The 13,177-nt window shown below is 61.2% G+C and carries 11 protein-coding genes; 6 read left to right on the plus strand and 5 right to left on the minus strand.

From position 1 onward, the window contains the following. Positions 1-150 precede the first annotated feature (150 nt). Positions 151-285 carry a hypothetical protein gene (locus tag HFD94_RS23090; RefSeq protein ID WP_256378004.1) on the plus strand — a complete coding sequence of 45 codons (135 nt, stop codon included), beginning with the start codon at positions 151-153 and terminating at the stop codon, positions 283-285. Here HFD94_RS23090 and hutG read toward each other — a convergent pair. Together hutG and hutI are read right to left on the minus strand one after the other, a co-directional pair. Then, positions 272-1,063, minus strand: a complete 792-nt coding sequence (gene hutG / locus HFD94_RS01055) for an N-formylglutamate deformylase (RefSeq protein ID WP_062758093.1) — start codon at positions 1,061-1,063, stop codon at positions 272-274. The two genes, HFD94_RS23090 and hutG, sit on opposite strands and share 14 nt — an antisense overlap. After that, the gene (hutI, locus tag HFD94_RS01060) at positions 1,060-2,277 is read right to left on the minus strand and encodes an imidazolonepropionase (RefSeq protein ID WP_031293039.1); all 1,218 of its coding nucleotides are present in this window, start codon (positions 2,275-2,277) and stop codon (positions 1,060-1,062) included. Before hutI ends, hutG begins: the two co-directional genes overlap by 4 nt. An 81-nt stretch (positions 2,278-2,358) precedes the next feature. Between hutI and HFD94_RS01065 the strand changes: the two genes are divergently transcribed. Together HFD94_RS01065 and HFD94_RS01070 are read left to right on the plus strand one after the other, a co-directional pair. Then, positions 2,359-3,714, plus strand: coding sequence for a formimidoylglutamate deiminase (locus tag HFD94_RS01065; RefSeq protein ID WP_167432710.1), 1,356 nt, complete (start codon positions 2,359-2,361; stop codon positions 3,712-3,714). Further along, positions 3,711-4,253, plus strand: a complete 543-nt coding sequence (locus tag HFD94_RS01070; RefSeq protein WP_167432711.1) for a HutD family protein — start codon at positions 3,711-3,713, stop codon at positions 4,251-4,253. Before HFD94_RS01065 ends, HFD94_RS01070 begins: the two co-directional genes overlap by 4 nt. On the opposite strand, the gene hutC is transcribed toward HFD94_RS01070, so the two are convergent. Then, a complete protein-coding gene (hutC, locus tag HFD94_RS01075; RefSeq protein ID WP_010254300.1) occupies positions 4,237-4,992 on the minus strand; it encodes a histidine utilization repressor in 756 nt (251 codons plus the stop codon). The genes HFD94_RS01070 and hutC overlap by 17 nt on opposite strands. 326 nt (positions 4,993-5,318) lie before the next feature. Here hutC and hutH point away from each other — a divergent pair, with 326 nt between their 5' ends. The 3 genes from hutH to HFD94_RS01090 all read left to right on the plus strand — a co-directional run bounded on the left by hutH (position 5,319) and on the right by HFD94_RS01090 (position 9,928). Then, positions 5,319-6,869 (plus strand): histidine ammonia-lyase, encoded by a 1,551-nt coding sequence (hutH, locus tag HFD94_RS01080; RefSeq protein ID WP_010254298.1) that lies wholly within the window; start codon positions 5,319-5,321, stop codon positions 6,867-6,869. Positions 6,870-6,884: 15 nt separating this feature from the next. After that, complete coding sequence (hutU, locus tag HFD94_RS01085) at positions 6,885-8,570, plus strand: urocanate hydratase (protein WP_033757077.1); 1,686 nt, start codon at positions 6,885-6,887, stop codon at positions 8,568-8,570. A gap of 200 nt (positions 8,571-8,770) precedes the next feature. Next, entirely contained in the window at positions 8,771-9,928 is a 1,158-nt protein-coding gene (locus HFD94_RS01090) for a M20 aminoacylase family protein (protein ID WP_031591721.1), read from the plus strand. A 1-nt stretch (position 9,929) separates the two neighbouring features. Here the strand turns inward: HFD94_RS01090 and ybiB are convergent, their stop codons facing one another. Further along, positions 9,930-10,898 carry a DNA-binding protein YbiB gene (ybiB, locus tag HFD94_RS01095; protein WP_122889067.1) on the minus strand — a complete coding sequence of 323 codons (969 nt, stop codon included), beginning with the start codon at positions 10,896-10,898 and terminating at the stop codon, positions 9,930-9,932. Between the two features lie 26 nt (positions 10,899-10,924). Continuing rightward, a complete protein-coding gene (dinG, locus tag HFD94_RS01100; RefSeq protein WP_122889174.1) occupies positions 10,925-13,093 on the minus strand; it encodes an ATP-dependent DNA helicase DinG in 2,169 nt (722 codons plus the stop codon). Between the last annotated feature and the right edge of the window lie 84 nt (positions 13,094-13,177).

The following is a 13,177-nucleotide window of genomic DNA, read 5'->3' on the forward strand; positions in this document are numbered from 1 at the left end:
TTTAACATAAATTTCACAGGATGATATGTCATGTATATACAAGTTAACGCAGCGCAGTTCATTGCCGGCTTTATCGTTTTGTGAGCCAGACAGAATTTATTACGCAGATGGCGGTGCTGCTGCACTTGTACATACAACCAAGCAAAGGTTATGCCAGCTCTGCAGAGGTGGAAAAAAGCGGCGGGAGTCTATGAGATGGCAGGCGACCTGCCCGCCGCTGCACTTAAGCAGGGCAGCGATGCACCGGAGTGGCGCATCGCTCTGGTGAGTTTTATTGCGGTTTAGCCTGCGCCAGCATGGCGTGGATCAGTGCCTTAAGCACGTTCTGCAACCGGGCGGCACGCGCCTGCTGCCAGGCGTAAGGTGGGGTTTCATCCATGTAGTTGAGCTGCGCCAGCTCCAGCTGGACCGCCTCAATCTGCTGCTGCGGCTGACCGTAGGCACGGGTGATGTAACCGCCTTTAAAGCGCCCGTTAATCACCCAGCTGTAGTCGTTCTGCGCCGCGCACACGGCCTCCAGCGCCGCACTCATTGCAGGCGTGCAGCTTGCGCCGTCGTTGGTGCCTATGTTGATATCGGGCAGACGGCCGTCAAACAGGCGGGGAATTTCACTGGCGATAGAGTGGGCGTCAAACAGCAGCGCATAGCCATGCTGCGCTTTGAGCCGCGCCAGCTCCTGTTGAATCTGCTGATGATAGGGCTGCCAGATCTGATCGATGTAGCCCTGACGCGCCGTGTCGTCGGGTGTTTTGCCTGGTGCAAAGGTCGGTGTACCGTCGAACAGGGTTTCCGGGAACAGGCCGGTGGTGGCGCTGGTGTAGAGCGGCTGGTTATCGGGCGGGCGATTGAGATCGACCACAAAGCGGGAGTAGCGGCCGATTAACACGCTGGCCCCGAGATCACGCACAAAATCATACAGCAGGGGAATATGCCAGTCGGTGTCGGGTAAGCCGCGCGCGGCCTCACTCAGTCCGGCTTCCACGTCGGGCGTCAGCTCGGTACCGGCGTGGGGAATGCTGACCAGCAGCGGCAGACTGCCCTGGGTAAAATGGAAAGGGTTCATTGCGGTTCTCCACGATAGATAACGGTACAGGGCAGTTCACCACCCAGCCAGTAAACCAGTTCTGCCGGACGGGCCAGCGGCCAGTGAACGAAGTTCGCCACTTTTCCCGCCTCCAGCGAGCCGTGACTGTCAGCCAGCCCCAGCGCTTTTGCCCCCCACAGCGTGACGCCCGCCAGCGCCTCTTCCGGCGTCATGCCAAACAGGGTACAGCCCATATTAAGCATCAGACGCAGCGACAGCGCAGGCGAGGTGCCGGGATTGGCATCGCTGGCCAGCGCCATCGGCACGCCATAGCGCCGGAAGAGATCCACCGGCGGACGCTGCGTCTCCCGCAGCAGATAAAATGCACCAGGCAGCAGCACCGCCACGGTGCCATGTTGTGCCATCGCTCTGGCATCCTCCTCGGTGGCATATTCAAGGTGGTCCGCAGAGAGCGCCCCATAGCGGGCCGCCAGTGCTGCGCCACCTGACGCCGAGAGCTGCTCCGCATGCAGTTTCACCGGCATGCCCAGCGCCACTGCCCGGTCAAACACCCGCGCTACCTGCTGCGGTGAAAAGGCGAGATGCTCGCAGAACGCATCCACCGCATCCGCCAGTCCCAGTGCCTGCACCTGCGGCAGCAGCCGTTCGCAGATGATATCGACCCAGCCATCCGGGTCGTGCTTAAACTCCGGCGGAAAAGCATGTGCCGCCAGACAGGTGGCACGGACGTCAGCAGCTACGCTCTCTCCCAGCTGGCGAATCGCCCGCAACATCCGCAGTTCGCTCTCTTCATCCAGGCCATAGCCGGACTTGATCTCCACGGTGGTGACGCCCTCTGCCAGCAGGCGGTTTAGCCGCCAGCGAGCCGATGCCACCAGTTCCTCTTCAGTAGCGGCACGGGTAGCGCGCACGGTTGAGAGGATGCCACCGCCCTGCGCGGCAATCTCTGCATAGCTGACGCCATTCAGGCGCTGTTCAAACTCCTGGCTGCGGTCGCCGCCAAACACCAGGTGGGTATGACAATCCACCAGCCCCGGGGTCACGATGCCGCCCGGCAGATGATGATGCTGATCGGCGACGAACGCGGGCATCTCCGCCTGCGGCCCGACCCACACCAGCCTGCCCGCCCGCACCACCAGCGCCCCCTGCGGGATAAGATGGTACTTTCCGTCACGCATGGTGACCAGGTCAGCCCCGGTCCACACCGTCTCTACGCGCATCTCTTCTGCCATCGCTGCCTCATGCCTCCGCCGTTTACACTGTGCCTCAAAGTATGTATATGTATATACAACCACATCCGATGAGGATCAACCATGGCGACTTTTTTTGCCTCGCGTGCCCTGCTGGCGGAGGGCTGGCAGCAGCAGGTGCGTATCACGGTCAATCAGGCCGGTTTTATCGACTCCATTACCCCGGATAGCCACGCTGATCAGGCTATCCGGCTCAACGGCGAGGTGATCCCGGCAATCGCCAACCTGCACTCGCACGCCTTCCAGCGTGCCATGGCGGGTCTGGCTGAAGTAGCGGGCGATCCTCAGGACAGTTTCTGGACGTGGCGGGATCTGATGTACCGCATGGTGCAGCGCCTGACGCCGCAACAGGTGGGCGATATTGCCGCCCTGCTCTACATCGAGATGCTGAAAGGCGGCTACACCCATGTGGCAGAGTTTCACTACCTGCACCACGACACACAGGGTGCGCCCTACAGTGATGATGCGATGCTGCAACAGCTGATTGAAGCGGCGGAGATCGCCGGTATCGGCCAGACGCTGCTGCCGGTGCTCTACAGCTACAGCGGCTTCGGCAGCCAGCCAGCGTCCGCGGGTCAGAAGCGTTTTATCCAGCAGACCGACCGCTATCTGCAACAGCAGGCGCGGCTTGATACGTGGCAGCAGCAAAGGCCACTGCTGAACCGTGGCCTCTGTTTCCATTCACTGCGGGCGGTGAGTGAAAGCCAGATGCAGGACGTGCTGGCGGCCAGTGATCTGACACTGCCGGTACATATCCATGTGGCTGAACAGCAGAAAGAGGTGAATGACTCGCTGGCGTGGAGCGGCGAGCGTCCGGTGGCCTGGCTGCTGAACCGCTTTGAGGTGGATGCGCGCTGGTGCCTGATCCACGCCACCCATCTGGATGAGAGTGAGCTGGCGCGTCTCGCCCGCAGCGGCGCAGTGGCGGGTCTCTGCCCGACCACCGAAGCCAACCTCGGTGACGGCATCTTCCCGGCAGTGGAGTACATCGCGCAGGGCGGACGCTGGGGCATCGGCTCTGACAGTCACGTCTCGCTGAGCGCCCAGGAAGAGCTGCGCTGGCTGGAGTATGCTCAGCGACTGCGCGACCAGCGCCGCAACCGGATTACCCTGCCCGGCCAGCCGTCGGTAGGCGATCTGCTGTGGCAACAGGCAGCAGCAGGCGGTGCGCAGGCGTGTGGCATTCAGCAGGGCACGCTGGCGGTGGGACAACGTGCCGACTGGCTGGTGCTGCGGGATGAGGCGTGGCTCGGCAGCGTCGGGTCGCACGCCGTCCTCAACCGCTGGCTCTTTGCCGGGCAGCGCGATCAGATTCGGGACGTTTATGTGGCGGGTAAAGCCGTGGTTGAAGATGGGGTGCATCCGCACCAGACGGCGTGTGCCGCCCGCTTTGCTCAGGCGATGGAGGCGCTGCGATGATCGCCCGGTTCACATACGCGGAGCTGGCGGTCAGCCGCTGGCGCAACGGCGGCGGCGAAACCCGCGAAATCATCAGCTTTCCACCCGGCGAGGAGCGCTTCGGCTGGCGCGCCAGCATTGCGACGCTGGCGCAGGATGGTCCCTTCTCAGCCTTTCCTGACATTGATCGGGTGATTACCCTGCTGCATGGCGATCCGGTGTTGCTGACCGCGCCGGGCGTGCAGCACTTACTGACGCCTCAGCAGCCCTGGGCGTTTGCCGGCGAACTCGCCTTAACGGCAAAGCTGCAGGGCAGCGTCAGCGAAGATTTTAATATTATGACGCGGCGCGGGGAATGGCAGGCAGCGGTGGAGGTGGTGACCACGCCGGTCAGCACTCTGCATGGCGTTGCCTGGGTGCTGGCTGGCGCCTGGCAGATGGCTGACGGGGAACGGCTGACTGCGCAGCAGGGCGCGTGGTGGGTCGATGAAGAAACAGCATTCAGCCCGTGCGATACCGATGCCCGGCTGCTGTTTACCCGTCTTAACCGTGTCCCCTGAAGCGGCCCAGTAGTTTGTAACGTGAGCCGGGATAGAGCAGCCGCGCATAGGTCACGATTTTAGTGTCGCTCCAGGTCTGACGGCGAATCAGCAGGCAGGGTTCGTGCTCATCCACCGACAGATGTTTACGCTGACGCGCATCGGGCAACACCGCTTCAACAATGTGCTCGCCCGCCGTCAGCGGCGCGACGCGCATCAGATAGGTGTAAGGCGTCATCTGCTGATAATCCTGCGTCAGGTAATCGGGCGCGACCAGCGGATTGACCAGACGGTCCTCCAGCTGCACCGGCAGATCATTTTCGTAATGCACAATCAGCGAATGATAAAGCGTCTGCCCGGTGGTCAGTCCCAGCACCGCCGCCTGCTCAGGATCGGCTTTGTCCTGGCCGATGGCGAGAATTTTGCAGCTGTGCTGATGGCCGCGCTGAGCGATCTCATCGGCGATGTTATGCACCTCCAGCATGGCGGTGTAGCCTTTCATCTCCGCCACGAAGGTTCCGACGCCCTGCATCCGCACCAGAAAGCCTTCGCTGGTGAGTTCACGCAGCGCCCGGTTAATGGTCATGCGGCTGACGCCCAGTTCATTAACCAGTTCACTTTCTGATGGCACACGCTGATTCGCTTTCCACAACCCTTCACGGATCTGGCTGACGATGGCCTGCTTCACCCGCTGATAAATCGGGGCAGGCTCATCGCTCATTGCCGCCGCCAGTTGTGCCAGTGCCGTATGCTCAACCATTTGCTGTTCCTTATGCTGAAAGTCCCCTAAGTTTACTGTCTCACCGTGTGAATGTATATACATCCAGTACGCTGCGCGGTGCCCCAATGGTGCAGCCTGCGCATCCTGATGGTGCAGCCTCTGAGTAGCGCTAAATAGTCAACCCGCAGCGGACGGGCAATCGATTTTTGTGATCGGCCTGGCACGGCACTTGCTTGCTCCCTTTGATTGTATAGACAAGCATAGACAAGAATTAACGCTTATGTTTCACTCGTATTATTCCGCTGGATCAGGGCAAGGAGAGCAGTTTAGCCACACCAGCACACTTGTATAGACAGGAGTAGACTATGTCAGGTTCGTTTCAGGTTTTGCGCCTGGTGCCAGGCGAGGTGGACCTCGCCACATTACGCGCTATCTATCAGGGCAACGTCACGCTGACGCTTGATGAGCCCGCGCGTCAGGCAATTGCGGCGGCGCAGCAGACCGTGGATGCGATTGTCGCCTCTGGCAACGTGGTGTATGGCATTAATACCGGCTTCGGCAAGCTGGCGCAGACGCAAATCCCGGCCAGTCGGCTGGCGGATCTGCAGCGTAATCTGGTGCTGTCACACAGCGTCGGGCTGGGCGATCTGCTGCCCGACAATGTTACCCGTCTGGTGGTCGCCACCAAAATCATCAGCCTGGCACGCGGTCACTCTGGCGTGCGAATCGAACTGGTTGAGGCGCTGCTGGCGCTGTTCAATGCGGGAGTCATGCCCTGCATCCCGGAAAAAGGCTCGGTCGGTGCCTCCGGCGATCTGGCACCGCTGGCGCACATGTCCCTGATGCTGCTGGGCGAAGGTCAGGTCCGGCTCAGGGGTGAGTTGATTCCGGCAACCGAAGGCCTGGCAAGCGTGGGCCTGTCGCCGTTTGTACTCGGCCCGAAAGAGGGACTGGCGCTGCTTAACGGCACCCAGGTCTCAACTGCGCTGGCGCTGCGCGGCCTGTTTGAGGGTGAAAACCTGTTTGCCGCCGGTCTGATGGCCGGTGCGCTGTCGCTGGAGGCGATTAAAGGCTCGCTAAAACCGTTCGACGCCCGTATCCATCAGGCGCGCGGCCAGCATGGTCAGATTGCCGTCGCCGCTGCCGTCAGCACCCTGATTGAGGGCAGTGAAATAGTGCTGTCGCATACGCATTGCGGCCGCGTTCAGGATCCCTACTCCATCCGCTGCGTGCCACAGGTGATGGGTGCCTGCCTGGACAACTTCAGCCACGCGGCGCGGATTCTGGAAATCGAAGCGAACGCGGCCTCTGACAACCCGCTGGTGTTCAGTGACAGCGGCGATGTGATCTCCGGCGGCAACTTCCACGCCGAACCGGTGGCCTTTGCTGCGGACATCCTGGCGCTGGCGATTGCCGAAGTCGGGGCCATCTCCGAGCGACGGCTGGCGCTGCTGCTGGACAGCGGCTTGTCGGGCCTGCCGCCCTTCCTGGTGCGCGACGGCGGCGTGAACTCCGGCTTTATGATCGCTCAGGTGACCGCCGCCGCGCTGGCCTCTGAGAACAAATCGCTGGCCCATCCGGGCAGCGTCGACAGCCTGCCGACCTCCGCTAATCAGGAAGATCACGTCTCGATGGCAACCTACGCCGCCCGCCGTCTCGGCAGCATGTGCTTTAACAGCGCCGCGGTAGTCGGCATTGAGGCGATGGCCGCCGCACAGGGCATTGAATTCAACCGGCCGCTGAAAAGCTCTGCGCTGATTGAGCAGGCCATCGACACCATTCGCGAGCAGGTCGCCTTCCTTGAGGAGGATCGTCTGCTGGCTCCCGATATCGAGGCAATGCGTCAGTGGGCAAGCCGCACTGACTGGCCTCAGGCATTGACCGCGCTGCTGCCGAGCATGCGCCCAACTTCTTGAATTAAGGAATCTTTCATGAGCGAAACTCTTTCTCAGGCTGTGGCACGTGAAATTCGCGCGCCTCACGGTACTACGCTGCACTGCGCAAACTGGCTGATTGAAGCCGCTTACCGCATGATTCAGAACAACCTCGATCCCGATGTTGCCGAGCGGCCGGAAGATCTGGTGGTTTATGGCGGCATCGGTAAGGCGGCGCGTAACTGGGAGTGCTTCGAGCAGATCCTGCGTTCGCTGCGGGCACTGCAGCCGGATGAAACCCTGCTGATCCAGAGTGGCAAGCCGGTCGGCATATTCCGCACCCATGCGGATGCACCCCGCGTACTGCTGGCAAACTCCAATCTGGTGCCGCACTGGGCGACCTGGGATCACTTCCATGAGCTGGATAAAGCGGGCCTGATGATGTACGGCCAGATGACCGCCGGTTCCTGGATCTATATCGGCGCGCAGGGCATCGTGCAGGGCACCTACGAAACCTTCGTGGAAGCGGGACGTCAGCACTACAACAACGACCTCAGCGGACGCTGGATCCTCACCGCCGGGCTGGGCGGCATGGGCGGCGCGCAACCGCTGGCGGGCGTTCTGGCCGGGGCCTGTGTGCTGGCGATTGAGTGTCAGGAGTCGCGCATCGATTTCCGCCTGCGTACCCGCTATGTAGATTACAAAGCCACTACGCTGGATGAAGCGCTGGCGTTAATCAGCGAAGCGACCGCGGCGAAAAAAGCGATTTCGGTCGGGCTGCTGGGCAATGCCGCCGAGATCCTGCCGGAGCTGGTGAAACGCGCCCGGGCGGGCGGGCCAAAACCAGACATCGTCACCGATCAGACCTCGGCACACGATCCGATTAATGGCTATCTGCCGGCTGGCTGGGATCTGGCGCGCTGGCAGCAGGAACGCGTCTCACAGCCGAAGGCAGTAGAGAAAGCGGCGCGTGCCTCAATGGCGGTCCACGTGCAGGCGATGCTCGACTTCTGTCATATGGGCATCCCGACCGTGGATTACGGCAACAATATCCGTCAGGTAGCGCTGGATGAGGGTGTCAGCAACGCCTTCGACTTCCCTGGTTTTGTACCGGCCTACATCCGTCCGCTGTTCTGCGAAGGAAAAGGCCCGTTCCGCTGGGTGGCGCTGTCCGGCGATCCGGAAGATATCTACAAGACCGACGCGAAACTCAAGGAACTGTTCCCGCACCACAAAACGCTGCATCGCTGGCTGGATATGGCGCAGGAGCGCATCGCCTTCCAGGGATTGCCAGCGCGTATCTGCTGGCTGGGACTGGGCGAACGGCATCTTGCCGGTCTGGCGTTCAATGAAATGGTGCGCAACGGCGAGCTGAAAGCGCCGGTTGTGATTGGCCGCGACCATCTCGACTGCGGCTCGGTTGCCTCACCTAACCGTGAAACCGAAGCGATGAAGGATGGCTCGGATGCAATCTCAGACTGGCCGCTGCTCAACGCGCTGCTGAATACCGCAGGCGGTGCGACCTGGGTCAGCCTGCATCACGGCGGCGGTGTCGGTATGGGCTTCTCGCAGCACGCCGGTATGGTGATTGTCTGTGACGGCAGCAAAGAGGCGGATGCGCGTCTGGGTCGGGTGTTGTGGAATGACCCGGCCACCGGCGTGATGCGTCATGCCGACGCGGGTTATGAGCTGGCACAAAGTTGCGCGGCAGAGCATGAACTGAACCTGCCGATGCAGAAGTAATACGCTGAACGGGGCGGGTAGCGACTTGCCCCGTTTTCTTCGCATTTTTCCCTTCTGAAGCCCTGCCCGGACATCACTTCCTTATTACTTATTCCATTTTGATTTAGCCTATAGCCAGATTTCGTCCTGCCGGCGATAGACGCAGCGCCACCCGACCTCTAAAGTGAAATCTTCTCATTCTGTATGGAGCGCGACTCTGCATGACCCTTTCCCCTGCCCTGCTTGAAGATGCCCTGCGCTGGCGCCGTGAGTTTCATCGCCACCCCGAATTAGGTTACCAGGAACAGCAAACCAGCCAGTTTATCGCTGATGAGTTAGAGCGGGCGGGATTGCAGGTGTTTCGTGGTCTGGCGGGCACCGGCGTGATTGGCACGCTGGAAAACGGTCCCGGCCCGGTTATCGGGCTGCGTGCGGATATGGATGCGCTGCCGATTACGGAAAAAGGCGACACTGAATGGCGCTCCGCGACTCCTGGCGTGATGCACGCCTGCGGGCACGACGGTCACAGCGCCATTCTGCTGGCCGCCGCCCGACAGCTGGCCGCCACACGCCAGTTCCGCGGCACGGTACATTTCATTTTTCAGCCTGCCGAAGAGAACCTGGGCGGTGCGCGCAAAATGGTGGAAGAGGGACTGTTCCAGCGCTTCCCGATGGATGCGATCTATGCGATGCACAACTGGCCGGGCCTGCCGCTGGGGTCACTGGCGGTTAACCCTGGCGCCATGATGGCGTCGCTGGATTCGTTTGAGATTACCCTGCACGGCAAAAGCTGCCACGCGGCGATGCCGGAAAGCGGTGCCGACCCAATGGTGGTGGCGGCCGAGCTGATTCTGGCGCTGCAGACGATTCCGTCACGTCGCCTCTCGCCGCTCGCCTCGGCGGTGGTCAGCGTGACGCAGATCCACGGTGGCGAAGCGATCAACGTGATCCCGGAACAGATTGTACTGCGCGGCACGGTGCGCTGCCTGCAGACCAGCGTGCGCGAAAAAGTGCGCGGGCTGATTGATGAGTTTGTCGCTACCCTGCCACGTCCGTTTGGCGTGAGCGGTGAGATTGAGTGGTTACCGGGCTATCCGGTGACCGCCAACCATGCGGCCCCGGCTGAGCAGGTACGCGAGGTGGCGCTGGCGACGCTGGGGGCCGAACAGGTTCAGTGGCAGGTTAATCCGTCGATGGCTTCAGAAGATTTTGCCTGCATGATGGAGGCCTGTCCGGGTGCTTACTTCTGGCTGGGCGCGGATGGCGACACGCCTTCCGCCCCGCTGCACAACGCCCGCTATGACTTCAACGACGCGCTGCTGCCAATTGGCATTACTTTCTGGCAGAACCTGGTTGAACAGGCGCTGCCAGCAGCCTGAGTCAGTAACCGGCGGTGAGGATCTGCTGCTCTGCCGCCGCCAGCGAGTCGCACTGGCCGCTGGCGCGCAGGCAGCAGGCGAGCTGCAGTCGCAATGATGCGGGCACCGGCCGCTGCTGATTCAGCACCTGCTCAATCCAGCGCGCGGTTACCTCTGCCGTCTTATCGGCCGGCAGTTCAACGGCTACTTCGGGCTGACGCTCAACCCACACTTCCGCTTCCGCGCCTGCGCCCTGAATCATGCTGATCGCCGGGCAGCGCTGTGGATTGGCATAGACTTCTCCTTCGGTGCCATTGAGCAGTATCGCAGGCGCATCGATGTCACTGAAGAATTTCGCCACACGCGGCACATACTCCGGATGCGACACGCTCGACAGACGCAGCGCCGCACGTTCGGCAAACGGGGTCGCCAGTTTTGCCAGCGTATGCGCGCTGTTACGCACGCCCATTCGCCAGCGCAGCGACAGCTGTTTCGCCATTGGCGGGCAGAGATGATCGATGGTGATAAAGGCGAGTTCGCCCTGATCGAGTTTTGCCTGCGCCGCCTCTGCGGTGGTGACGGGGGTAATACCCAGCGCGGCAAACACCGCTTCACTGGTGATGCGCGTCGCGTCGTCGCTGACGCCATGCACCAGCACCGGGAAGCCGAGTTTCACCAGCAGCAGCGCCAGCAACGGCGTAAGATTGCCCTGTCGGCGTGCTCCGTTGTAGCTGGGGATCACAACCGGCATCGGGCGGTTTTCCGGCGCCTGCAGTTGCATCATCTGCGCCTGCATCGCCTGATAAAAGCCGCGCATTTCCGCTTCGCCTTCGCCTTTGATACGCAGCGCAATCAGAATGCCGCCCAGCTCCAGGTCCGGCACCTCGCCCGCCAGCATCGCGCCATAGAGCGCCACGGCAGTATCAAAGTCGATATCGCGGGCATGATTTTTACCGCGACCAATCTCTTTAATGATTTTATTCAGTTCCATCACTCGCTTCCGGTTAAGTGCGCGGCTCAGCGCCGCGTGGGACGTCGTTTACGCACCGTATTTTTTGGCACCACGGTGGCCGGTATCGCTGCCGGCTCTGGCGTTTCCGGCTGCTCAATCGGGAAGATCGGCAGCGCCGCTAATAGCCGGCTGCCGTAGGATTTGCTCAGCAGACGGCGGTCGTAAATGACGATTTCGCCATAACATTGATGGCTGCGAATCAGGCGTCCGACCTGTTGAATCAGGGTAAAAGAGGCGCTGGGTAAGCTCTGCACCTCAAACGGATAGCGTTTCAGGCTTTTCAGCCACTCGCCTTCGGTCAAAATTACCGGACTGTCTACCGGGGGAAAAGCGATTTTATGGATATGCACCTGACTCAGCAGATCGCCTTTGAGATCCAGCCCTTCGGCAAACGACTGCAGGCCAATCAGGATGCTGGTTTCCCCTTTGGCGACGCGCTGACGATGCAGATCGACCAGGCGGCTGCGCGGCTGATCGCCCTGAACCAGCATTGAGAGGCGCAGGTCGGGCAGACAGGCGACAAACTGCTGCATCGCCCGGTTGCTGGCAAACAGCACCAGCACGCCTTTGTGCTTTTTCTCCGCCATCTGCTGCCGGAAGAAACCGGCCATCTCCGCGATATGCTCCGCTTCGTGCGTCATCAGCGGCTCATAGCGCATCTGCGGGATCACCAGCTTGCCCTGCCCCACGTGGTTAAACGGGGAGTCCAGCGCCACAAAGCGGTCGCCCGCTTTCTCGCTGAGTCCCGACATCTCCTGCAGGCGGTTGAAACTGTTAAGCGATCGCAGCGTGGCGGAGGTCACGACCACGTGCGGAATTTTACGCCACAGCATCTTCTCCAGCTGGTCGCTGACGCGGATGCCAGCGCAGTGAAACAGCAGGTGCGCCTGACCTTCGCGCAGCTCGCGGGTGATCCACTTCGACACCGGCGCGCCAGAGGCTTTTTCCATCGCCGCCAGCCGCCACAGTTTGCTGACCGATTCAAACCAGCCAAACTGGCGATTGAGCTGCAGCAGATTGCGATGCAGTCGCACCACATCCACCTTGCCGGTCTGCTCGCTCAGCGCATTAATCAAACCTTCACTCAGGCCGCGCAGCGCATCGCTGAGCTTAAAGAGCCGGGCGCAGAGATCCAGCAACTCCTGGGGCAACGCCCCCAGCACAAAGCGGAATTCGCCCGGCTGATTATGCGGTGGCAGCAGCGGATTCAGCGCCTGAGCGGTAATCGTCAGCAGTTCACGCAGCTCATCGCAGTGCGCTTTCAGCCGCTCCGGGTTAGCCAGCGGCGGCGGCGATTTTGGCCGCATCTGCGTCATAATGCTCTCTACCAGCTTGATAAAGAGGTCGAGCTGCAGGCTGCTCCAGCCCGGCGTGATGTCGGCGCTCATCTCCAGCGCATCGCGGGCCACTTCCGGCAGGTGATGCCCTTCATCCAGCACCAGCATCAGGTTTTTTGCCGGTGGCAGCACCGACTCATTCTCCATTGCTGCCATGACCAGCGCATGGTTCGCCACCACTACATCGACCTGCTCGATTTCACGCCGCGCCACAAAGAACGGGCATTCACGATACCAGCGACAGTGTGCGCCAAGGCAGCTCGCTTTGTCGGTGGAAAGCCGCTGCCACAGGCTGTCGCTGACGTTCTCGTCGCTGTGATCGCGCAGGCCGTCCCACTGATAGCGATCCAGCGATTTCTGCAACCGGCCACACTGCGTCTGCTCCTCTTTAGTGCTGCTGACGGCGTCATCGTCCAGATAAAGCAGCAGATCGCCCTGCTCATCGTCATCGGCCGCCATCGCCGCCAGATTACGCGGACAGACATAGCGCCCGCGGCCAAAGGCGGCAGTAAAGGTGAGATCGGGAATGATTTTTTTCAGCAGCGGCAGATCTTTGGTGAAGATTTGATCCTGCAGCGCCACGTTGGCGGTGCTGATCACCAGCCGCTTCTCCTGGGCGCGGCTGGCCGCGATGCCCGGGATCAGATAAGAGAGGGTTTTGCCCACGCCGGTTGGCGCTTCAACCGCCAGATGGCGCGAATCGTCGCCCGCCAGGCACTTCGCCACTTCGGCGATCATCTGGCGCTGCGGCGCACGTGGGATGAAGTCAGGCACCTGCTCCTGAAGCGCTTTATACCACTGCGCTATCTGGCTTTTTACTGCGGCTGTCAGGGCCATGATTTGCGTTACCACACCGAAAATATGGCCTGTATTTTTACACAGTATCCTGTTGGCGTCAGCTTTCGCGCCGAATTTTTCGTG

Origin of the sequence: Pantoea sp. EKM20T (assembly GCF_011800485.1) — a bacterium.
GTDB classification, from domain to species: Bacteria; Pseudomonadota; Gammaproteobacteria; order Enterobacterales; family Enterobacteriaceae; genus Pantoea; species Pantoea agglomerans.